Below are 21947 nucleotides of genomic sequence, written 5' to 3'. Positions count from 1 at the left end.
TCTACGCCCTCTTCGCCAGACACAATTCGCTCTGGCCGACGTTTGCACAATCACAGGAGCTTTACACCCATGGGAGCCAACCTCGATTCGGCTATCACAGCCGGGGTTAAAATCGCAATAGTTATGGGGTCTAAAAGTGACTGGGCCACCCTGCAGTTCGCTGCTGACGTGCTCACCGAATTGGATGTCCCTTTCCATGTGGAAGTGGTTTCCGCTCATCGTACCCCGGATAAATTATTCAGTTTTGCCGAACAGGCAGACGCTAATGGACTGGATGTGATCATTGCCGGTGCCGGTGGCGCAGCGCACCTTCCGGGTATGCTGGCGGCGAAAACGCTGGTGCCGGTGCTGGGCGTGCCGGTACAAAGCGCAGCGCTGAGCGGCTTAGACAGCCTTTATTCCATTGTGCAAATGCCGCGCGGTATCCCTGTGGGGACGCTGGCGATTGGCAAAGCAGGCGCAGCCAACGCGGCGCTGCTGGCAGCACAGATTTTAGCGCTGCACGATAAAGCTCTCGCAGGGCGTCTGGCTGCGTGGCGTCAAAACCAAACTGATGAAGTGCTGAATAATCCCGATCCGCGGGAGGATGCATGAAGCCGGTTTGCGTATTAGGTAACGGGCAGTTGGGGCGCATGCTGCGTCAGGCCGGAGAGCCGCTGGGAATCGCCGTTTATCCAGTAGGATTGGACGCAGAACCCGAAGCCGTGCCTTATCAGAATAGTGTGATTACCGCTGAAATTGAGCGCTGGCCGGAAACCGCACTGACCCGCGAATTGGCTACTCACAACGCCTTCGTTAACCGAGATATTTTCCCGCGTTTGGCCGATCGCCTGACGCAAAAGCAATTGTTGGATAGCCTGAATTTAGCCACCGCGCCTTGGCAATTACTCGCTAATGCCGAACAGTGGCCGCAGGTGTTTGCTTCTCTGGGTGAGCTGGCGATTGTTAAACGTCGCGTCGGCGGTTATGACGGACGTGGGCAGTGGCGTTTACGTCCCGGCGAGCAAGATAGCCTGCCTGCGGACGCCTACGGTGAGTGCATCGTCGAGCAAGGCATTCATTTTTCTGGCGAAGTTTCTCTGATTGGCGCACGTAGCCATGATGGGGAAACGGTATTTTATCCGCTAACCCATAATCTGCATGAAGACGGCATTTTACGTATCAGCGTAGCGTTACCGCAGCCAGATGCCAAATTGCAGGCTCAGGCAGAAAGCATGTTGTCCGCCATTATGAATGAGCTGGGTTATGTCGGCGTGATGGCGATGGAATGCTTTATCGTCGGCGACAACCTGCTGATCAACGAACTGGCTCCCCGCGTACACAACAGCGGTCACTGGACGCAAAATGGCGCGTCCATCAGCCAGTTCGAATTGCATCTGCGCGCTATTCTGGATTTACCACTGCCAAAACCGGTGGTTAGCACCCCTTCGGTCATGGTGAATCTCATCGGCACTGCGGTTAATTTGGCATGGCTTTCACAGCCTCTGGTTCATCTGCATTGGTACGAAAAAGAAGTGCGCGATGGGCGTAAAGTCGGGCATTTGAATCTCACCGATCCGGCGGAAAAACAATTGGCCGAAACGTTGAACGAGTTGTCACCCTTGCTACCAAATGAATATCAAAGCGCCCTGCGCTGGGCGCAGAAAAAACTGGGATAAGCAATAACGGAGATGCCATTAACGCCTCGGTTTTATCGCAGAGTCAGTTAGTAGAATCAGGGCAGCCAATGGCTGCCCTTTTCTTTATCATCTAACCAATGCTGATAACCGATATTTAGCCTTGGTTGTTAACCTTCGTAGCTGCGGAACAAAGCCTTTCCGCGCAGCAGACGAGCGCCCAGCCAACTGCCACATAAAGACAATAACAGTGCGCCAAGCAACGGCAACATCCACCACAATATCCAATTAGGCTGCCACGGGAAATCAAATACCAGCCGTTGCAACGCCCACAGTGAAGCTTCGGCACCTATAGCGGCGGCCATGCCCGCCACCAGCCCTAGCAGGGCAAATTCGCACCATAACGTCCCCCATAGCAAGCGCTTCCCCGCGCCTAAAGTCCGATAAACCATCAGTTCCTGGCGCCGCTGGCGCATTCCCACCTGCACCTGCGCTAATAACAGCAAAGTGCCACAGATCATGACCAGCACCACCATAACTTCCAACGCCCGACTCACCTGCTGCAATACCTGACCGACCTGTTTCAACATCGAGCCTATATCCAGCAGGCTTAACGTAGGGAACTGGCGGTTCAATTGAGTCAATAACTGCTCGTTACCGTTATAACGGAAGCTGGTTAGCCAGGTTTGCGGCTGTTTATCCAAGGCTCCCGGCGGGAAAATAAAGTAGAAGTTAGGCCGCAAACTTTCCCAATCTACTTTGCGAATACTGCTCACTTTGGCCGAAAACGACTGCGTATCGCCGCTGAAGGTTAAGGTGTCGCCCAGCTTGATACCAAGCCGCTCGGCTACGCCCTGCTCCATCGATACTTCATCCGCTTTTGGCGGCCACTTCCCGTCAGTTAACTGATTATGAGCCGGTAAATCCGGTAACCAGGTCAGATTAAGCTCCCGGTTGACCGCCTCTCCTCCCGGATCGTTTTCATGCACCCGCTCGGTCGCTTGCTGCTGGTTAATTTCCGTCATGCGCACCCGCACAATCGGATAGAACGTGGTTGGCATAATCTGGTGTTGATTGAGGAAAGTACTGACCTGCGGCACCTGCTCCTTGGTCATATTCAACAGGAAATAGTTGGGGCTGTCCGGCGGTAATTGCTGCTGCCAGCGATCCAGCAGATCACCGCGCAGGACCAATAGCAGCGCCAGCAACATAAACGACAGCGAAAATGCTGCCAGTTGGGTCAATGTCATCCAAGGCTGACGCAGTAGACGATTGATCGCCAAACGCAGTGGCAAGCGCGTCACCGTCAGTCGACGCAGCAATAATAGGCTGCCCCAGCCGATACAGCCCAATAACAGTGACAGCACCAGCAAGCCGCCCAAAATCGCCCACAGCAAGGTATTGCCGCCCATTAACAGCGCCAGAACTCCGATCACCGCTAATAACATTAACGGGATGAAATAGCGCAGCGGCCAGACATTTGCCGCCACATCCCGGCGCAACACTCGTAACGGCTGAGTCGCTAATAACTGACGATAGGGGCGCAATCCCACCAGCAGGGAAATCAGAATCAGGGAGCCGATGGACCACAGCCACGGCCAGAGTCCGGCGGCGGGTAATGCAGCAGGCAGCACTGGCGCCAACATGGAAATCAGCAGTCGTTCAAATAGCAGCCCTATCGCGCTACCGCACAATGCCGCCAGCGTCAGTACCGATATCCATTGGCCAACAATCAGCTTTCTCAGCGCGGCCTTGCCCGCCCCCAACGTTTTCAGCACCGCCACCAAATCATAGCGGCTACGGCAATAATGCCCCATGGCGACCGCAACGGCGGCAATGGAAAGTAACAGCGTCAGCAACGCCGATAACAGTAAAAATTGCTGCGAGCGCTGCAAGGATTTCCCCAGTGCGCCACCCGATTCCTGCAAACCGTACCAGCGTTGATCGGGCTGTAATTCCGGTTTTATCTGATCGCCGAAGCGCTGAATGTTATCCGGCGAGCCGGCAAACATATAGCGATAGGTCAAACGGCTACCCGGCTGCACTGCGCCGGTTTTTTCCACATCGGCCAGATTAATCAGAATGCGCGGCGCAGTCTGGAAAGGATTGAATCCGGCGTCTGGTTCCTCCAGCACTTCCCCGACAATACGCAGCGACGCATCCCCCACCTCCAGCCTATCGCCAACGTTAACACCCAATAAAGTTAGCAGCCGCGGAGCCACCAACACGGTGCCCGGTTCCAGCCGCGCATTCTCCGGCCGGGTTTTCAGCGTTCCGTACAACGGATAAGCGCTGTCAGTAGCTTTTACATCCGCCAATTGCGGTCTATCACCGGCGTAAGTCATGGTGGTAAACGACAGTTGGCGACTGAGAGTTAGCCCTTGCTGTTCCGCATCTAACAACCATCCCTCTGATACCGGACGAGAAGCGCTCAATACCCGATCACCCGCCAGAAAATCACGGCTTTGCTGGCTGAGTCCCTTCTCCATTCGGTCGCTGATGCTGCCCAACGCCAATACGCAGGCGACGGCCAGAGTCAACGCTAACCAGACAATTAATAAGGATGGCGAGCGCCATTCCCGCCAAAACCAACGCCAAATCATGCTTCCTCCCACAGCTTGCCATCCCGCAAGCGCAAACGCCGCTGGCAGCGCGCCGCCAGTTGTTCATCATGCGTGACCAGAATCAGCGTGGTGTCGTAATCTCGATTCAGAGAAAACAACAGATCGGCGATGCGGTCGCCGGTTTGACGATCCAGATTTCCCGTGGGTTCATCGGCAAACAATACCCGCGGGCGACCGCTAAATGCCCGAGCCAGTGCGACGCGTTGCTGTTCTCCACCGGAAAGCTGAGCAGGCAGATGATGCAGACGTTCCCCCAGCCCCAATTGCTGCAATAATTCCGTGGCTTGAGCTTTGCTCTGACGATCGCTTTCCCCACGCAATAACGCAGGCAACTGAACGTTTTCCAGCGTGTTCAGCGTTGGCACTAGCATAAATGACTGGAAAACAAATCCGACGTTTTTCGCCCGTACTTGCGCGCGCCCTTCCTCATCCATTGCTGTCAAAGACTGCCCCAACAGGCTGACTTCGCCGCTGCTGCCATCATCCAAACCTGCCAGAATCCCTAGCAGGGTCGATTTACCGGAGCCAGACTCACCAATCAGGGCAATTGTCTGTGCGGGTTTGACAACCAGCTCAACTCCAGTAAGGATGGAAAGCTGATGCTCACCCTGACCAACGTGTTTATTAAGATGATGAACTTCAAGAACGTTTTCCGCTGGCATCTTCCCTTCCTTCTACTGTTGGGATTATTCAGTCTGCGCGCTACTGCAAACGATACATTATTGATTTTGGGCGACAGTTTAAGCGCCGGTTATCGCCTACCCATTGCCGAAGCCTGGGCTACCCGTCTGGACAAGCAATGGCAAACGCTGCCTGCTCATCCTAAAGTCGTCAACGCCAGTATCAGTGGCGACACCGCCGCGCAAGGCCTGGCAAGGCTTCCCGCACTGTTGGCACAACATCAGCCCCGCTGGGTATTGATTGAATTAGGTGCCAATGACGGGCTGCGCGGATTTCCCCCGCAGGATATTCAGCGGGATTTGGCGCAAATCATCAGTCTGGTTAAAGAGGCCGAGGCACAACCATTGTTAATGCAAATCCGCATTCCACCTAATTATGGTCGCCGCTATACCGAGTCATTCGCCGCACTGTATCCGACATTGGCACAGCAGGCCGAAATTCCGCTACTGCCTTTCTTTATGGAGCAGGTAGCGGTAAAACCTGAATGGATGCAGGACGATAGCTTGCATCCTAACGCCGAGGCGCAGCCGTTTATTGCCGACTGGATGTCAAAGCAACTCACGCCTTTTATCCAAAAAGGCAAGTCAGAATAACGCTGCACTTATTAATATAAGATATTAGCTATCTGATAATATAAGTTCTTAGTAAACCATTAGTCTGAGCAAATAGGTTCATTCAGTAGGTAAAGTTATGCAAAAAGCGGTTTTAATCACCGGATGCTCGAGCGGAATTGGTTTGGTAGCGGCGCAGGATCTGCGTAACAGAGGCTATCGGGTTTTGGCTGCCTGTCGGAAACCTGAGGACGTAGAAAACATGTCCCAATTGGGGCTGGAAGGTATTGAGCTGGATCTGGATGACAGCACCAGCGTCGAGCGCGCCGCGGCACAGGTTATCGAGCTAACCGGCGGGCGACTGTACGGTTTATTCAACAACGGCGGCTATGGCTTATACGGCCCGCTAGACACCATTTCGCGCCAACAAATGGAACGGCAGTTTTCCACCAATCTATTTGGCACCCACCAACTCACCCAATTACTGCTGCCTGCCATGTTGCCCCACGGCGAAGGCCGGATTATTCAAACCAGTTCGGTGATGGGGTTGATTTCAACGCCGGGTCGGGGCGCTTACGCCGCCAGCAAATATGCGCTGGAAGCCTGGTCAGATGCCTTACGGATGGAGCTAAACGGCAGCGGGATTTTTGTCAGTTTGATTGAACCGGGGCCGATTAGCACTCATTTCACACAAAACGTTAATCAGACCCAGGCTGACAAACCAGTGAATAATCCGGGTATCGCCAAACGCTTCACCCTGCCACCTGAAGCGATTTTGCCCAAATTACGTCATGCATTAGAAGCGCCGCGGCCAAAGTTGCGCTATCCGGTCACACTGGTGGCACACGCTGTTACCGTGCTGCGTCGCATTTTACCGGGCCGCTTGCTGGATTGCGTCTTGCGGGGCAACGCCTGATAACCGATAAACCGCGATAGAGGGTTGAAGCCGGATATTCTGCCCCCATCTATCGCTAAAACGGATGAGAGAATAAAGTCATGCTAGCACCAACAGTTATCGATATTACCGAAGCTAACCTACATCAAACCCTGGAACAGTCCATGGCGCAGCCGGTTCTGTTCTATTTCTGGTCGGAACGTAGCCAGCACTGCCTGCAATTAACGCCGGTTTTAGACAAATTAGCCGCCGAATACGCCGGTCAGTTCATTCTGGCCAAAGTAGATTGTGACGCTCAACAAATGGTTGCCTCACAATTCGGCCTGCGGTCTATTCCTGCGGTCTATCTGTTTAAAGACGGCCAGCCGGTTGACGGCTTCCAGGGACCTCAACCGGAAGAAGTTATCCGCGAACTGTTACAACGCGTATTACCTAAACCGGAAGAACTAAAAGCAGCAGAAGCGGCGCAGCTTATCGCCGATGGCAAAGCGCAAGAAGCCCTTCCGCTACTGAAAGATGCCTGGCAGCTTAGCCAATACAACGGCGAAATCGGCTTGCAGCTGGCTGAAGTACAAATTCAACTGAATCGTAGTGACGATGCGGAAGCGGTATTAGAAACTATCCCACTGCAAGATCGGGACACTCGCTATCAGGGCCTGATTGCACAGATAGAATTACTCAAGCAGGCGGCAGATACGCCGGAAATTCAGCAATTACAGCAACAGCTGGCCGAGCAGCCTGAAAACGTCGAGCTGGCGGTACAGCTAGCACTGCAACTGCATCAGGTTGGCCGTAACGAAGAAGCACTGGAACTGTTGATGAGCCATCTGAAAAAAGATCTGGCAGCAGCGAACGGCAACGCTCGCAAAACCTTGATGGATATTCTGGCCGCCCTTGGCACCGGCGATACTCTGGCCGGTAAATACCGCCGCCAGCTCTACTCTCTGCTGTACTAAGCCCATTTTAGCTACTCTGCGCGGGATCTTTCCCGCGCTCTTTCTTATTCACTTTTCAGTTTTTTTTCTGCTTTTTCGATAGCAGAATGATTCCTTACATGTATTTACCTCCCTTTAGTTAGTCTTTTAGCCTGTCGTCGCGTAATATTATGAAACAATATTCATTGACCGACAGGAAGTTAACTATGTTTACGGTTATCCCGATTATTATCGTCGTTGCGCTGGTTGTGGTGTTCTCCGCAATCAAAATTGTCCCACAGGGTTTCCAGTGGACGGTTGAGCGCTTTGGCCGCTATACCAAAACTCTGATGCCGGGCCTGAACATCGTCGTCCCGTTTATGGACCGCATTGGCCGTAAAATCAACATGATGGAACAAGTTCTGGATATTCCTTCACAGGAAATCATTTCCCGCGATAACGCCAACGTTGCCATTGATGCAGTCTGCTTTATTCAGGTTATTGACCCGGTCAAAGCGGCTTATGAGGTCAGCAACCTGGAACTGGCGATTGTTAACCTGACCATGACCAACTTCCGTACCGTGCTTGGCTCTATGGAATTGGATGAAATGCTGTCCCAGCGCGATAACATCAACAGCCGTTTACTCCATATTGTTGATGAAGCCACCAACCCTTGGGGCATCAAAATTACCCGTATTGAAATCCGCGATGTACGTCCGCCGACCGAACTAATTTCGGCCATGAACGCCCAGATGAAAGCCGAGCGAACCAAGCGTGCGGATATTTTGGAAGCCGAAGGCGTGCGTCAGGCAGCAATTCTGCGTGCAGAAGGTGAAAAACAATCTCAGATTCTGAAAGCCGAGGGGGAACGTCAATCCGCCTTCCTGCAAGCAGAAGCCCGTGAACGTGCCGCAGAAGCCGAAGCTCAGGCAACTAAAATGGTTTCTGAAGCTATCGCCGCCGGTGATATTCAGGCGATTAACTACTTTGTGGCGCAGAAATACACCGATGCGCTGCAACACATTGGCTCAGCCAACAACAGTAAAGTCGTGATGATGCCACTGGATGCCAGCAGCCTGATGGGCGCGATTGGCGGTATCGCTGAACTGATTGGCGAGAGCAAAACCAGCCGAGGTAAATAACCATGCTTAAACAGATTGCAGCAAACCCAAATTGGTTTTGGCTATCACTCGGCGGCTTGTTATTAGCCGCGGAAATGTTGGGTGCCAGCGGTTATCTGTTATGGAGTGGAATTGCCGCTGTACTGGTTGGCCTGTTGGTCTGGATGTTGCCGTTAAGCTGGGAATGGCAAGGCGTACTCTTTGCCGTTCTCACCGTCATCGCCGCCATTTTGTGGTGGTATTGGCTGAGTAAACGAGTCAAACCGCAGCCTGCCATGCTTAACCAGCGGGATCATCAAATGGTTGGCCTGCGGGCAACGCTGACGGAACCGACACTGGATGGCTATGGTCGGATGAAAGTCGGCGACAGCAGCTGGCGTATCCATAGTTCTGAAGAATTAAGCGTGGGCACGGAAGTCGAAGTGGTCTCCATTGAAGGTAACACCTTGAATGTCCGTGCAATAATACGCTAGTTTATCGCCCACGTTCGGTTTGCGACCGTGGGCTTCTTATCTCTATCCTTTCTCCTCGCGGTGACAACAACCCGCCAGATTATTGATAATCGGGCAATCCGCCCCCTCGTCGCCGGGGCATTCTGCCGCTAGCGCCAGTAAGCGTAAACGCATCTGATTCAAATCCTGAATATGCCGTTCTATTTCAGCCACTTTCTGTAACGTCGCGGCTTTGACGTCCGCACTATGGCGATCCGGATTATGGAACAGCGCCAATAATTCACGACATTCATCCAGAGTAAATCCCACCTGGCGCGCCTGTCGCAGCAAAGTCAATTCTTCAATATGACGGGCATCATAGCTGCGATAACCGTTATCGGTACGGATAGGCGGAGTTACAAGCTTTTTTTCTTCGTAAAAGCGAATCGCTTTGCTGGTCAAACCGGTCTTTTTGGCCACATCGCTGATATTCATATTTCTCCCTTGACCTTACCCTTGCTGGAAGGTTTAACCTCCATAAGTAGTTAAAATAGTCACGTCGGTCAAGAGAAATTCACCTTGTTGCCTGCCAGAAGATCGGCATCAAGGTAAAGGGCTTAATACCGACTAAACTTATCCCCGCAGTCAAAAGGATAAGTTTTTACTCTTTAAGGAGTTAATCATGTCACACACTACGCTGCTTGCTTTGCAGGGTTTAACCTGCATGAAATGTGCCGGACGGGTGCAAAAAGCGCTGGAAGACCGGCCTGACGTCGAACAGGCTCAGGTTAACGTTCACTATGCGAAAGTGGTCGGTGAGGCCGACATACAGGCACTGATCGAAACGGTAAAACAGGCAGGCTATCAGTCGGAGCCAGTACAACAACCGGACGTAGAGCTACAGCTTTCCGGCTTAACCTGTATGCACTGTGCGGCAACGACACGTCAAGCGCTGGAAGCCGTTCCGGGAGTCATCGCCGCCGATGTATCCACCTCCAACGCCAAAGTTTACGGTCGAGTCGACGCAAACGCACTGATTGCCGCCGTGGAAAATGCCGGTTATCAGGCCACGCTGGCGCAGGAAAACGCCGTCCCAAAAACTGAGCCGCTGGCACATGCTACGCAATCTGCGCCGGAATCTTTGGCAGCGGCCTCTTCTCTTCCGGCAACTGAAAATACTCCCGCAACCGCTCCGTCAGACGGCGACGATCCGGATAGCGTGCAGCTATTGTTAACCGGGATGAGCTGCGCCAGCTGCGTTTCTAAAGTACAAAAAGCGTTGCAAAGCGTGGATGGCGTGCAGATCGCGCGAGTGAATCTAGCTGAACGTAGCGCACTGGTGACCGGTTCTCCGGATAATAGCGCGCTGATCGCCGCAGTAGAAAAAGCGGGCTATGGCGCTGAGATTATCGAAGACGAAGCTAAACGGCGGGAACGCCAGCAGGAAATGTCTCAGGCCAATATGAAACGTTTCCAATGGCAGGCCGCGCTGGGGCTATTATTAGGTATTCCATTGATGGCATGGGGCTTATTCGGCGGCAGTATGACGCTCACGCCGGAAACCCAAACCCCGTGGCTGGTGATCGGTGTATTGACGCTGTTGGTCATGATCTTTGCCGGCGGACATTTCTATCGCAACGCTTGGGTCAGCCTGAAAAACGGCAGCGCCACTATGGATACGCTGGTGGCATTAGGCACCGGTGCCGCCTGGATTTACTCGATTACCGTCAATATCTGGCCCGATGTATTCCCGATGGAGGCCCGGCATCTTTATTACGAAGCCAGCGCCATGATTATCGGTTTAATCAATCTGGGACATGCGATGGAACAGCGCGCCAGACAACGTTCGTCCAATGCGTTGGAACGTTTGCTGGATCTGGCACCGCCAACCGCGCGGGTTGTGACTGAGGACGGTGAGAAACAAATCCCGCTGGCTGACGTACAGCTGGGAATGACCCTCCGTTTGACCACCGGTGACCGGGTTCCCGTTGACGGCGAAATTGTGCAGGGGGAAGTGTGGATGGACGAAGCCATGCTCACCGGCGAACCGATTCCGCAGCAGAAATCCGCTGGAGATAAAGTACACGCCGGAACCTCAGTGCAGGATGGATCGGTTCTGTTCCGCGCTAACGCCATTGGCAGCCAGACTACGCTGGCGCGGATTATCAAGCTAGTACGTCAGGCGCAAAGTAGTAAGCCGGAAATTGGCCAGTTAGCCGATAGAATCTCTGCAGTATTTGTTCCAACCGTCGTGGCTATCGCCTTGATTGCCGGTGTGATTTGGTACTTCTTCGGCCCTCAGCCCCAAATTGTATATACCTTGGTGGTGGCCACCACGGTGCTGATCATCGCTTGCCCTTGCGCGCTGGGATTAGCCACGCCGATGTCGATCATTTCTGGTGTTGGTCGTGCCGCTGAGTTTGGTGTACTGGTGCGAGATGCCGATGCGCTTCAGCAGGCCAGCGGCTTGAATACGTTGGTATTTGATAAAACCGGTACATTGACCCAAGGCCGTCCGCAGGTTGTCGCTATCCATACCTTTAACGGGATTACGGAACAACAGGCGCTTGGCTGGGCGGCTGCGCTGGAAACAGGCTCAAACCATCCGTTAGCGCAGGCAATTTTGCAACGTGCCAAAGGCCTGACTCTGCCTGCCACCAGCCAGTTCCGTACCCTGCGCGGTTTAGGCGTCAGCGGTGATGTTGAAGGAGCATCACTGCTATTAGGGAACAATGCACTACTGAAACAACAAGAGATTGATACCCTTGAGTTAAGCGACTTAATGCGGCAACAGGCGGAAACGGGTGCCACGCCGGTTATTCTGGCGGCCAATGGTCAAGTCGCGGCGCTGTTCTCCATCCGCGATCCGTTACGCAGCGATAGTGTCTCAGCATTGCAACGTCTGCATCAACAAGGCTACAAATTAGTGATGCTGACAGGTGATAACCCGATTACTGCTAATGCTATTGCCAAAGAGGCCGGTATTGATCAAGTGATTGCCGGAGTGCTGCCCGATGGCAAAGCCGATGCGATTAAGCAGTTACAGGCTGCGGGTAACAAAGTCGCGATGGTCGGAGATGGTATTAACGATGCGCCCGCGCTGGCTCAGGCCGATGTAGGTATTGCTATGGGCGGCGGCAGCGATATTGCGATAGAAACTGCGGCAATTACGCTTATGCGCCATAGTCTGCACGGCGTTGCCGATGCCGTAGAGCTATCCAAAGCCACATTACGCAATATGAAACAAAACCTGCTCGGCGCATTTTTCTATAACGCGCTGGGGATTCCAATCGCGGCAGGTATTTTGTATCCGTTCACCGGAACGTTGTTAAGCCCGGTGGTCGCGGGGGCTGCAATGGCGTTGTCCTCAATCACCGTCGTCAGTAATGCCAACCGTTTGTTACGTTTTAAACCTAAACAATAAACGAAGTCCTAACCCAGTGGCGCACAACCCTTTCTTGTGCGCCATTTAGCGTTTAGCATGGGAGAAATGCTAAATCAGGACGCACACCGGTATGGGTCAACTTTTACGTCAGCTAGCCACCTTTCTTGGCATCCTTTCTCCGCCGAGTTATCCGTATCCGGGTATCGATTTACAACTGCCCGGCTCACGTCACTTCCATCTGGTAGGGAGTATCCATATGGGAACCGAAGGCATGTTCCCGCTACCGGATATTCTGTTGGATCGCCTGATAAAAGCCGATGCGTTAATCGTTGAGGCCGATATTACCCAAGGTGGATCCCCTTTCGCTCACTATCCCGATGAGCTCCCGTTGGTCGACCGACTCTCTGAAACAGATTACCAACAGCTCGTTCAGCGCTGTGAAGAATTAAAAACCGACCCGTTGGCTCTGGCCACCCTTCCGGCCTGGCAAATCGCGCTGATGCTACAGGCGCGTCAGGCGCAAAATCTAGGGCTGCGCGGGGAATACGGTATTGATTATCAATTATTGAATGCAGCCAAAGCGCAGCGGAAAAATATTATCGAACTCGAAGGCTCGCAAATGCAGCTTTCCCTACTGGAAACCCTGCCTGACAGCGGAATGGGGCTGTTAAAAGATACTCTGGCTCACTGGCACACCAACGCCCGCATGTTACAAACCATGATCAGTTGGTGGTTAGAGCGACAACCCTGCGGTAGCCTGGCTAAACTGACAACGACTTTTAGCGATGATTTATATGAGCTATTAATGGTGCAACGTAACCAGCAATGGCAAAAACAACTGTCTGCCTTACCGGCGGGGCATTATCTGGTTGCTGTGGGCGCTTTACATTTATATGGCGACGGAAATTTACCGGCTTTAATGCAGCCAGCTCATGGATAAAAAAATGGCCAATATCGCTATTGGCCAGTCAAAGAGGAATTTTCATTGTTTTAGTTATTACGTAGCAAGCCGGCTTTCCTGACGGTCAACCAATTTGCCATATCAGGGTAGCAACCCGCGGATCCTATAAGCAACTGGGATTCATTATTATTGAGGAATACAATTTCATAATTTTGATTCTATTAAGTTAATTTTTTTCTTACTAAGCTGCATTAAGCGTAAGATACTAAAAAGATAAGGATTAGCCGCAACGATAGTCCTGTTATGATTAACTGGTATTATTTTTATAGTGGACGAAAATCATGACTCCTGCCGTCATTCTGCTGGAAAAGCAAAAAATCGCCTTTACTCTTCACCCTTACGAACACGACAGTGCAGAAACGAATTTTGGTGATGAAGCTGTCAGAAAATTAGGGCTAGATGCCCGGCAAGTTTATAAAACTCTGCTGGTTTGCCTGAATGGAGAAGCCAAAAACTTAGCCGTTGCCGTCACTCCGGTCGCCACTCAATTGGATTTAAAAAAAGTTGCCCGAGCCTTAGGAGCGAAAAAAGCAGATATGGCCGATCCACAGCTGGCGCAGCGAGTAACCGGTTATTTAGTCGGAGGAATTAGCCCGTTAGGACAGAAAAAACGTTTACCCACGGTCATCGACAGTCAGGCGCAGCAATATGCCACTATGTTCGTTTCCGGCGGCAAACGCGGGCTGGATATAGAGCTAGCTCCAGCAGATTTAGGCCAGTTGCTCAATGCGGTATTCGCGGATATAGCCAAACGGGATTAATCCTCGCTTCTCTCTGCCACAGAATGCCACTGAGCCAAAAATGGGGAATACGCATAGACGCATTAGCGCTACCCGTACTCCCCGTTCAGATAAAAAGTCCCTAAGGTATTTTTACCTCATCTCAACTCAACTCATTACTTGTAAACAATCTCACCCTTCGGCTCATAGGCCGCAGCATCTAGCGGAGAGTGTTTTTCAATATATTGCTTCAAGACTTCCGCATCGATGAAACCGGTATTAACGTAGCTTGGCAAAGTATCCACCTTCGGATAACCATCACCACCTAGCGCGTTGAAATTCAGCGTTGCCATGCGGTAGGTTTTATTCGCATCCAGCGGTTTACCTTGAATTTTAACATCACTGACACCTGTGCCATCGGCAACCAGGCTGACGTTGGCGAATTGAGCGTAGGCGCCTGAATCCACTTTTTTATTAGCGACGACGGCCAAATACTTCTCAACTTCACTGCCCTTCATATCCACATAAACCAGCGTATTACCGAATGGCTGCACTTTCAGCACATCTTTATAAGTAATATCACCAGCATCGATAGAGTCACGCACGCCGCCGCCGCTCATCACGGCAAAATCAGCGCCAGCACGCTCCATTTGCGCCGCTAATAGCATCCGCGCCATATTAGTTTGCTGGAAACGAACTTTGCTACGATCGCCCTCTAGCTTGCCATTAACGCTACCGACTTTAATTTCCAGCTGCGCTTTGCCTTTATCTTCAAACGGCGTGAGTAATTTCAGCATTGCCGGATTTTCAGCGATCTCTTCGGTATAGAAAACGCGCTCACTGGTACCGTCGGCTTTCTCTACTTTCTTCTTCAGATTAACCGGAATCAGCTGATAGTTAACCAACGTCAGCTCGCCGTTGCGGAATTTAAAATCTGCACGCCCGACGTATTTACCCCATTCGTGCGCCTGAACGATCCAGGTTCCATTTTGACGATCGGGCGCGCAAGCCGTACCCGGAACGTAATCTACCTGCTTATGATTCTCGCTGGACATACAAACCGGATCCTGCGAATGTCCACCCACAATCATGTCCAGATAACCTGCAGGCAGGCTACGAGCCATTTCTACATCACCTGGCGCATTAGAACCGTGATTACCGTTGTCATAATGCCCCATATGGGTGGCTGCGATGATAATGTCCGGTTTTTCATCCTGACGCAGTTTTTCGACGACCTCTTTGGCTTCCACCGCCGGTACACGGAATTCAATATCAGTGAAATACTCAGGATTGCCAATTTTAGCCGTATCGTCAGTGGTTAACCCAATAACCGCAATTTTAATCCCTTGCTTATCAAACAGGGCATAAGGTTTAAATAAGCGCTGCTGGGTACTCTTCTGATAAATATTGGCAGAGAGCAGCGGGAAAGTGGCCCATTTTTCTTGCTGACGTAATACGCTAAGCGGGTTATCAAATTCATGGTTTCCGATCGCCATAGCATCGTATCCCACTAAATTCATACCGCGAAAATCGGGTTCCGCATCCTGTAAATCAGACTCAGGTACACCGGTATTAATATCTCCGCCGGAAAGCAACAATAGGCTGCCCCCTTCTGCTGCCACTTGTTGGCGAATATTATCCACCAAGGTTTTTTGCGCCGCCAGGCCATATTCACCGTGATCGTTTTGCCAGAAATGGCCGTGATGATCGTTAGTGTGCAGTACAGTAATGTCGTAAGTTTTATCTTTTTCCCAAGCGCTGGCCCATCCGGGGGCAAAGGCCAATGTTACGGCCAACGCGCATGCTGTGGTATTTAATGAAAAACGCATGGCAAATCTCCATGTAATCGCCAAAAGCGGGTCGAGTAAAAGTCAGTCTGATGAATACAGATCGCGTAAGAGTTCAGGATTTCTGTGAGAATCAAGGTGATACCTCGATGCAGTTTGCATTGTAACTCGATTAGATACACCTGAATTTCACATTTTTGCGATATCCGTCAAATAATGTTGGATATAGTAAAAATCATACGATATGCATAATATGTATCCATTACCGCGCTACCTTTCGCAATAAAAACAATTAGGCTGATACTCATCATGACCGATCGCATCGTCCCTCCAACCTCCCAAAATAAGGGAAATGCCTTAAAGCGAACTTCGTTTTCTATTTTAGGGGCGATAAGCGTCTCTCATTTACTAAACGATATGATTCAATCGCTGATTTTAGCTATCTATCCTTTATTACAGGCAGAGTTCAGCCTGAGCTTCACTCAAATCGGCTTAATTACATTGACCTATCAGATGACTGCCTCAATGCTGCAACCGCTGATTGGCCTCTACACAGACAAACACCCACAGCCTTATTCTCTACCTATTGGTATGGGATTCACTCTTTCGGGCATCTTATTATTGGCCGCCGCGACTACTTTTCCGGTGGTGTTGCTGGCGGCGGCGCTGGTTGGTACCGGTTCCTCCGTGTTTCATCCTGAATCTTCCCGCGTGGCACGCATGGCGTCTGGCGGACGTCACGGGCTGGCGCAATCGCTGTTTCAGGTGGGAGGGAATTTTGGTAGTGCGTTAGGCCCATTACTGGCGGCGATGTTTATCGCGCCCTACGGCAAAGGGAATGTTGGCTGGTTCTCACTGGCGGCATTACTGGCCATTGTAGTGCTATTACAGGTCAGTAAATGGTATCAAATGCAAAATCGCGCGGTCGCCGGTAAGCCGATAAAAGCGGCACCGGTACAAACACTGCCTAAAAAGACCATAATTGCCACTTTAGCGATTCTGCTAGTACTGATTTTTTCCAAGTATTTCTACTTAACTAGTATAAGTAGCTACTACACCTTCTATCTAATCCATAAGTTTGGTGTTTCAGTACAAAATGCCCAAATACATCTGTTTATATTCTTATTTGCCGTAGCCGCAGGCACCATCATTGGCGGGCCCTTGGGGGACAGAGTCGGGAGAAAATACGTTATTTGGGGCTCCATCCTCGGTGTTGCACCATTTACCCTTATTTTACCCTACGTATCTCTGCAATGGATTGGCATTTTGACAGTGATCATTGGTGTCATACTGGCATCAGCGTTTTCTGCCATTCTGGTTTATGCCCAAGAGCTGATCCCTGGAAAGGTAGGCATGGTTTCCGGATTATTCTTCGGTTTAGCTTTCGGTATGGGCGGGTTAGGTGCGGCTGTACTTGGTTATGTTGCTGATTTAACCAGTATCGAGTTAGTTTACCAAATCTGCGCATTCCTGCCACTCCTTGGCATATTTACTGCCTTACTGCCTAATATTGAAGAAAAGTAGTCAGTATTACTAACTTAAGCCGGATGAGATAGCAGTATTATCTGGCTTAACTACCTATATCTATTAGGTCTAAATGAGATATCACTCATAAATAACCACCTTACGCAATTTACAGGCCAACCTTCAGTTTCATTGACAAAATATGAATTTTTATCGGGTAAAGTTCGCACAAATGCAATAAACTAGTGCTATTGCTGTGAATGAACACTGCCCGCATAACAAGAAGGAGTCTGGATGCACCACTCAACACCCCTGATTACAACGATTGTAGGAGGCCTGGTTCTCGCCTTCCTCCTCGGTACACTGGCACACCGCCTGCGCATCTCCCCATTAGTGGGATATCTCGCCGCAGGGGTGTTAGCCGGGCCATTCACGCCGGGTTTCGTCGCCGATACGTCATTAGCGCCAGAACTGGCTGAAATCGGTGTTATCCTGTTAATGTTCGGTGTTGGGCTGCATTTCTCTCTTAAAGACCTCCTCGCTGTAAAATCCATTGCCATTCCCGGTGCCATAGCGCAAATCGCAGTTGCCACATTGTTGGGTATCGGCCTTTCGAGCATGCTGGGCTGGGATCTGGTCACAGGCTTGGTGTTCGGTCTTTGCTTGTCTACCGCCAGTACCGTGGTATTGCTGCGAGCACTGGAAGAACGGCAGTTGATCGACAGCCAGCGTGGGCAAATAGCCATTGGCTGGCTGATAGTTGAAGATCTGGCGATGGTACTAACATTGGTGTTATTACCAGCATTCGCTGGCGTTATGGGTAGCGAAAATACCAGTTTGAGCCAATTATTCACCGAACTGGCCATAACTATTGGTAAAGTCATCGCCTTCATCACCTTGATGATAGTGGTTGGCCGCCGCCTCGTCCCATGGATATTGGCAAAAACCGCCAGTACCGGCTCCAGAGAGCTATTTACCTTGGCCGTGCTGGTCTTAGCGCTGGGTATCGCTTACGGTGCTGTAGGGCTGTTTGACGTCTCATTCGCGCTAGGCGCCTTCTTTGCCGGTATGGTGTTAAACGAATCCGAACTTAGCCACCGCGCGGCTCAGGATACTTTACCGCTGCGTGATGCCTTTGCCGTCCTGTTTTTTGTTTCGGTCGGCATGCTATTCGACCCGATGATTCTGGTTCGTGAGCCTTTAGCGGTTATCGCCTCACTGGCTATCATTATCTTCGGTAAATCTGCCGCAGCCTTCTTGTTAGTTCGTATGTTTGGCCACTCTAAACGCACTGCACTGACTATTTCAGTCAGTTTGGCGCAAATCGGTGAGTTTGCCTTTATTTTAGCAGGTTTAGGGATCTCCCTTGGTTTGATGTCGGAGCATGGCCGCAATCTGGTTTTAGCCAGTGCCATTCTTTCTATCATGCTGAATCCATTGCTATTTAGCCTGTTGGATCGCTATCTAATTAAAACCGAAACCATGGAAGATCAAATTCTGGAAGAAGCAGTAGAAGAAGAAAAACAAATTCCAGTGGATCTATGTAACCACGCTTTATTAGTCGGTTATGGTCGCGTAGGTAGCCTGCTCGGTTCAAAACTCAATGCAGCGGGTGTTCCATTAGTGGTCATCGAAAACTCCCGAACCCGAGTCGAAGCCTTGCGTGAGCAAGGAATTAACGCGGTACTGGGCAACGCAGCCAATGCAGAAATCATGTCATTGGCTCGACTAGACTGCGCACGCTGGCTGTTACTAACCATTCCAAATGGCTATGAGGCGGGTGAAATTGTCGCTGCAGCGCGCCTCAAACGCCCAGACCTTGAGATTATTGCCAGAGCGCATTATGACGATGAGGTGGTTTATATTTCCGACCGCGGTGCCGATCAGGTCGTTATGGGTGAACGCGAGATTGCCGGCAGCATGCTAAATATGCTGAAAATCGATACGTTGACTGAAGAAGTCAAAAGCTCAGCTTGCCCGATCTGACTAGACCGAAATTAAAATACAAAAGGCCAGCAATGCTGGCCTTTTGTTGTCTAGCGATTGGATTAACGTTCCCAGTAAGACTCTTCCAGACTATCCTCTCGCTCAGGTAAACCGCGCGTCAGACGAGGAGAGTGCTGATTCAACACCTGATAGCTCACTCGATTAGCATATTTACAAACCTGCGCCAAAGACGAATAGCTCAGGTAACTACGCACATGTTTACTTGAATTAGGAACATTATTACGATGATAACCGTTGGCCGCTATATCATGTAACACTGCGGACAATGCCCCATCCCCTGCCCCATTAGTATTCATAATTTTCTCAGGCCCTCCCATATAAGGAGCGATGTGTGAGTAAATCTTGAATGGCATATCACAATGCTCTTTTCTCATTGCGCGGCTAAATTCATACATATTAAATTCAGCAATAGTACCCGGCAGTAAAGGATGTTGAGTCTGGCGTTTGCCAGCTTCTTCCGTATAGCCAGCCATATAAAGGCCATTTGGCCCGGCGGTACATAGCACCAAATCTACCCAATCCAGCGCCATATCCGCGGCCATCAATGGATCGCTGATCCCCGTAAGCTCCAGTGCTTCATCTTCATTCATCGCTAAAATAGAGACGTTTTCTTTAAGGAAATCTCGCCACCATTGAGGATTATCTGCAATGACGTATTTTGTACCCAACGTCAGCACCACTGGCACATGATATTTTTTAGCGTACGCGATAGCCTGCATAGTTGCATCTGGCATTGGCTCACCGGGTTTACAACGTACTAAATAAGCAGTGAGAACTAAAGCGGAGGCACCTGCAATCACTTCTTCAGGAATGCTATCTGGGCGTAGCTGATTCATTTGGCCTGGACTGATAGCGAAAGTCCGCTCTCCGTTCTCAGTAATCAAGGTAAAACAGCGGCCAATAGCGCCATCCACGGCCTGCAAATAATTTAAATCGGTACGACTTGAGGTATTACACAGATAACGATAGGCATAGCTACCAATCTTTATATTGCTGCACATAGTTCCAAGTAAAACAGAACGGTCATCAGCCAGAACCGAGTAATTATGCAATGTATTACCGATGGTGCCACCTGCAAACTCATGGGTAATCAAACCGTTGCTGGTTAACTCCTGATAAAGAGCCTCAGCCACATCATCTTCAATAACTAAAGAATGTCCCTGGCTCAAACCGTAGCGCTGAATAAATCCCTCATCAACTTTGGCCTCAATATCGACTAGGGTTTGGTCGATACCGACGATATAAGAGGTGCTGACCTCATTTTCAGCCTGAACCTGCGTTTGTTGTAATAACGGATCGCGGGCATTAACCGGAAAATAATGTTTGGATTTACGTTTACCAGGAAATTTCATTGTTTTGATTGGCAGTGTGAAGATGAAAAGGAACAGGATTTTAGCATAAGCTCAAGCTGGAAACATAATTAGGGGAAAGGTATGAGGTCGATTTAACGCGGTCAAACAACAAGGATGAATGCTAACCTCAGAATTTTTATCAAAAAAAAACCGGACAAGCAGCGCTAATCCGGCAATGTAAAATATCAATTAGTATTGGTTCGTTATTCTTTATCGGTATTCGCCAGTTTTAGCATCTCTTCTTCACGCTCGCGTTCACGCATGAAATGATCAACTAACACAAAACCGACAGACCCCACCAAACCTGCAAGTGCGAACAGGATCATAATCAGCCCACGTTTAGGCGCATCTCTTTTGGTTGGCTCGGTTGGCTGTTGCAGATATTTAAATGGCACCACTTCCACTTTAGGAATTTCCAGCGCATTTAACTTATCAAGATATAGTCTACGGTTAAGAATTTCAGCATTGATAGAAGCCAGGTCAGTCACCGATTTCTCAATTTCCAATTTGCGATTCAGTGCATCAGAACCCATAGTAATAGGGAAATCTGGATCATCACTAATAGCGGAACCACTGCTGTAAACTGGCTTTTTTATACCCGCCGCATCAGCAATTGAAGTCGCGTACTTCAAACGTTCAATTTTAACTTCCTGATTATTCTTGGCACGCAATAGATCCAAAGTATATTTATCAGTACCAATACCTTTAGCTAAATCAACAGCACGCTGTATTTTTCTAGATACATCAGCATTAACTATACTGTTAACGTAGTTAATATACCCCTGCAATAAATCACGCGCATCTGTAGCCGTCATGGCGCTGTATGATAATTTGTAGTATCGATATTCCTTATCATTATCGCCTTTATCTCTCAGCGGGCTGACTGATGTGATATTCTCATTCACTATCCGTTCAATTAATGCTCTTTTCTCCAGACCATCTTCAGGTTTATCTCGCATTAATCTCTTAAAATACTCAGTATTCACTAAATATTGCTCACGGAGATCTTGAGAATCAAAGTTTTGTTTAAAAGTAGACAATAAATAATCTGAACTGATATCAAGCTTAATATCAAGCACAGATAAATTAGTTGTTATCTTATCTAACACTTGAATTTGTTCATCGCCAGGCGAGACGATGACCGCAGTACTGGTCCATTTTTGCGGAAGAATAAAAGAAACTGAAAATCCTATGACAGTAAAAATAACAACTGAAATTAGAATAGCCATCCGAAACTTTAACAAAATAGCAATGAGACTCAACAAATCAATTTCATTATAAGCTTCTCCCATGCCACCATATCTGTACTTTCTGATAGGAGAAATAATATCATTATTTTTTTCAGCAGCCATTAATAGCATCCAATTTAAATTATTTATTGAAAATAATATAACACATTAAAAACATTAATTATAAATTCGCCCACAGATATGAATAAA

At 49.8% G+C, this 21947-nt stretch carries 18 protein-coding genes; 12 read left to right on the top strand and 6 right to left on the bottom strand.

The annotated features are described in order from the left end of the window. Window positions 1-69: 69 nt before the first annotated feature. Together purE and purK are read left to right on the top strand one after the other, a co-directional pair. The gene (gene purE, locus DBA33_RS10625) at window positions 70-594 is read left to right on the top strand and encodes a 5-(carboxyamino)imidazole ribonucleotide mutase (protein ID WP_120806432.1); all 525 of its coding nucleotides are present in this window, start codon (window positions 70-72) and stop codon (window positions 592-594) included. Continuing rightward, a complete protein-coding gene (purK, locus tag DBA33_RS10620) occupies window positions 591-1658 on the top strand; it encodes a 5-(carboxyamino)imidazole ribonucleotide synthase (protein ID WP_064512361.1) in 1068 nt (355 codons plus the stop codon). The genes purE and purK overlap by 4 nt, the downstream gene beginning before the upstream one ends. A 128-nt stretch (window positions 1659-1786) precedes the next feature. Here purK and ybbP read toward each other — a convergent pair whose 3' ends face one another. Both ybbP and ybbA read right to left on the bottom strand, forming a co-directional pair. Next, the gene (gene ybbP / locus DBA33_RS10615) at window positions 1787-4219 is read right to left on the bottom strand and encodes a putative ABC transporter permease subunit YbbP (protein ID WP_064512359.1); all 2433 of its coding nucleotides are present in this window, start codon (window positions 4217-4219) and stop codon (window positions 1787-1789) included. Next, complete coding sequence (ybbA, locus tag DBA33_RS10610; protein ID WP_064512356.1) at window positions 4216-4902, bottom strand: putative ABC transporter ATP-binding protein YbbA; 687 nt, start codon at window positions 4900-4902, stop codon at window positions 4216-4218. The genes ybbP and ybbA overlap by 4 nt, the downstream gene beginning before the upstream one ends. Between ybbA and tesA the strand changes: the two genes are divergently transcribed. The 5 genes from tesA to DBA33_RS10585 all read left to right on the top strand — a co-directional run bounded on the left by tesA (window position 4873) and on the right by DBA33_RS10585 (window position 8875). Continuing rightward, the gene (gene tesA / locus DBA33_RS10605) at window positions 4873-5514 is read left to right on the top strand and encodes a multifunctional acyl-CoA thioesterase I/protease I/lysophospholipase L1 (RefSeq protein WP_064512354.1); all 642 of its coding nucleotides are present in this window, start codon (window positions 4873-4875) and stop codon (window positions 5512-5514) included. The genes ybbA and tesA overlap by 30 nt on opposite strands. Before the next feature lie 97 nt (window positions 5515-5611). Further along, window positions 5612-6388, top strand: coding sequence for an SDR family oxidoreductase (locus DBA33_RS10600; protein WP_064512352.1), 777 nt, complete (start codon window positions 5612-5614; stop codon window positions 6386-6388). A gap of 80 nt (window positions 6389-6468) precedes the next feature. Then, the gene (locus DBA33_RS10595; RefSeq protein WP_064512350.1) at window positions 6469-7323 is read left to right on the top strand and encodes a co-chaperone YbbN; all 855 of its coding nucleotides are present in this window, start codon (window positions 6469-6471) and stop codon (window positions 7321-7323) included. Between the two features lie 185 nt (window positions 7324-7508). Then, window positions 7509-8423, top strand: a complete 915-nt coding sequence (locus DBA33_RS10590; RefSeq protein WP_064512348.1) for an SPFH domain-containing protein — start codon at window positions 7509-7511, stop codon at window positions 8421-8423. 2 nt (window positions 8424-8425) lie between these two features. After that, the gene (locus DBA33_RS10585; RefSeq protein ID WP_064512346.1) at window positions 8426-8875 is read left to right on the top strand and encodes an NfeD family protein; all 450 of its coding nucleotides are present in this window, start codon (window positions 8426-8428) and stop codon (window positions 8873-8875) included. Window positions 8876-8917: 42 nt separating this feature from the next. Here DBA33_RS10585 and cueR read toward each other — a convergent pair whose 3' ends face one another. After that, window positions 8918-9328 carry a Cu(I)-responsive transcriptional regulator gene (gene cueR / locus DBA33_RS10580; protein WP_064512344.1) on the bottom strand — a complete coding sequence of 137 codons (411 nt, stop codon included), beginning with the start codon at window positions 9326-9328 and terminating at the stop codon, window positions 8918-8920. A gap of 187 nt (window positions 9329-9515) precedes the next feature. Between cueR and copA the strand changes: the two genes are divergently transcribed. The 3 genes from copA to ybaK all read left to right on the top strand — a co-directional run bounded on the left by copA (window position 9516) and on the right by ybaK (window position 13940). Then, entirely contained in the window at window positions 9516-12257 is a 2742-nt protein-coding gene (gene copA / locus DBA33_RS10575) for a copper-exporting P-type ATPase CopA (RefSeq protein WP_120806428.1), read from the top strand. 91 nt (window positions 12258-12348) lie between these two features. Next, window positions 12349-13158: a TraB/GumN family protein gene (locus DBA33_RS10570; protein WP_120806427.1), complete on the top strand. Its 810-nt coding sequence runs from the start codon at window positions 12349-12351 to the stop codon at window positions 13156-13158. A gap of 302 nt (window positions 13159-13460) precedes the next feature. Beyond that, complete coding sequence (gene ybaK, locus DBA33_RS10565; protein WP_064512339.1) at window positions 13461-13940, top strand: Cys-tRNA(Pro)/Cys-tRNA(Cys) deacylase YbaK; 480 nt, start codon at window positions 13461-13463, stop codon at window positions 13938-13940. Window positions 13941-14074: 134 nt separating this feature from the next. On the opposite strand, the gene ushA is transcribed toward ybaK, so the two are convergent. Further along, window positions 14075-15727, bottom strand: coding sequence for a bifunctional UDP-sugar hydrolase/5'-nucleotidase UshA (gene ushA, locus DBA33_RS10560; protein WP_120806425.1), 1653 nt, complete (start codon window positions 15725-15727; stop codon window positions 14075-14077). Between the two features lie 267 nt (window positions 15728-15994). Between ushA and DBA33_RS10555 the strand changes: the two genes are divergently transcribed. Together DBA33_RS10555 and ybaL are read left to right on the top strand one after the other, a co-directional pair. Then, window positions 15995-17209, top strand: a complete 1215-nt coding sequence (locus DBA33_RS10555; RefSeq protein ID WP_064512336.1) for an MFS transporter — start codon at window positions 15995-15997, stop codon at window positions 17207-17209. 234 nt (window positions 17210-17443) lie between these two features. Continuing rightward, entirely contained in the window at window positions 17444-19135 is a 1692-nt protein-coding gene (gene ybaL / locus DBA33_RS10550; protein WP_120806423.1) for a YbaL family putative K(+) efflux transporter, read from the top strand. 62 nt (window positions 19136-19197) lie between these two features. Here the strand turns inward: ybaL and DBA33_RS10545 are convergent, their stop codons facing one another. Then, window positions 19198-20508: an inosine/guanosine kinase gene (locus DBA33_RS10545; RefSeq protein ID WP_064512332.1), complete on the bottom strand. Its 1311-nt coding sequence runs from the start codon at window positions 20506-20508 to the stop codon at window positions 19198-19200. A gap of 203 nt (window positions 20509-20711) precedes the next feature. Continuing rightward, window positions 20712-21860: an LPS O-antigen length regulator Wzz(fepE) gene (gene wzz(fepE), locus DBA33_RS10540; RefSeq protein WP_120806422.1), complete on the bottom strand. Its 1149-nt coding sequence runs from the start codon at window positions 21858-21860 to the stop codon at window positions 20712-20714. Window positions 21861-21947: the final 87 nt, after the last annotated feature.

The sequence above is a fragment of the Yersinia sp. IP36721 genome (assembly GCF_003634395.1).
Taxonomy (GTDB): domain Bacteria; phylum Pseudomonadota; class Gammaproteobacteria; order Enterobacterales; family Enterobacteriaceae; genus Yersinia; species Yersinia entomophaga.
Note: the sequence above shows the minus strand (reverse complement) of the source record. Positions and strands in the feature narration are given on the sequence as shown.

Coding starts and splice junctions, on each gene's coding strand:
- purE (WP_120806432.1), top strand. CDS start 70: ATGGGAGCCAACCTCGATTCGGCTATCACAGCCGGGGTTAAAATCGCA.
- purK (WP_064512361.1), top strand. CDS start 591: ATGAAGCCGGTTTGCGTATTAGGTAACGGGCAGTTGGGGCGCATGCTG.
- ybbP (WP_064512359.1), bottom strand. CDS start 4,219: ATGATTTGGCGTTGGTTTTGGCGGGAATGGCGCTCGCCATCCTTATTA.
- tesA (WP_064512354.1), top strand. CDS start 4,873: ATGAACTTCAAGAACGTTTTCCGCTGGCATCTTCCCTTCCTTCTACTG.
- ybbA (WP_064512356.1), bottom strand. CDS start 4,902: ATGCCAGCGGAAAACGTTCTTGAAGTTCATCATCTTAATAAACACGTT.
- DBA33_RS10600 (WP_064512352.1), top strand. CDS start 5,612: ATGCAAAAAGCGGTTTTAATCACCGGATGCTCGAGCGGAATTGGTTTG.
- DBA33_RS10595 (WP_064512350.1), top strand. CDS start 6,469: ATGCTAGCACCAACAGTTATCGATATTACCGAAGCTAACCTACATCAA.
- DBA33_RS10590 (WP_064512348.1), top strand. CDS start 7,509: ATGTTTACGGTTATCCCGATTATTATCGTCGTTGCGCTGGTTGTGGTG.
- DBA33_RS10585 (WP_064512346.1), top strand. CDS start 8,426: ATGCTTAAACAGATTGCAGCAAACCCAAATTGGTTTTGGCTATCACTC.
- cueR (WP_064512344.1), bottom strand. CDS start 9,328: ATGAATATCAGCGATGTGGCCAAAAAGACCGGTTTGACCAGCAAAGCG.
- copA (WP_120806428.1), top strand. CDS start 9,516: ATGTCACACACTACGCTGCTTGCTTTGCAGGGTTTAACCTGCATGAAA.
- DBA33_RS10570 (WP_120806427.1), top strand. CDS start 12,349: ATGGGTCAACTTTTACGTCAGCTAGCCACCTTTCTTGGCATCCTTTCT.
- ybaK (WP_064512339.1), top strand. CDS start 13,461: ATGACTCCTGCCGTCATTCTGCTGGAAAAGCAAAAAATCGCCTTTACT.
- ushA (WP_120806425.1), bottom strand. CDS start 15,727: ATGCGTTTTTCATTAAATACCACAGCATGCGCGTTGGCCGTAACATTG.
- DBA33_RS10555 (WP_064512336.1), top strand. CDS start 15,995: ATGACCGATCGCATCGTCCCTCCAACCTCCCAAAATAAGGGAAATGCC.
- ybaL (WP_120806423.1), top strand. CDS start 17,444: ATGCACCACTCAACACCCCTGATTACAACGATTGTAGGAGGCCTGGTT.
- DBA33_RS10545 (WP_064512332.1), bottom strand. CDS start 20,508: ATGAAATTTCCTGGTAAACGTAAATCCAAACATTATTTTCCGGTTAAT.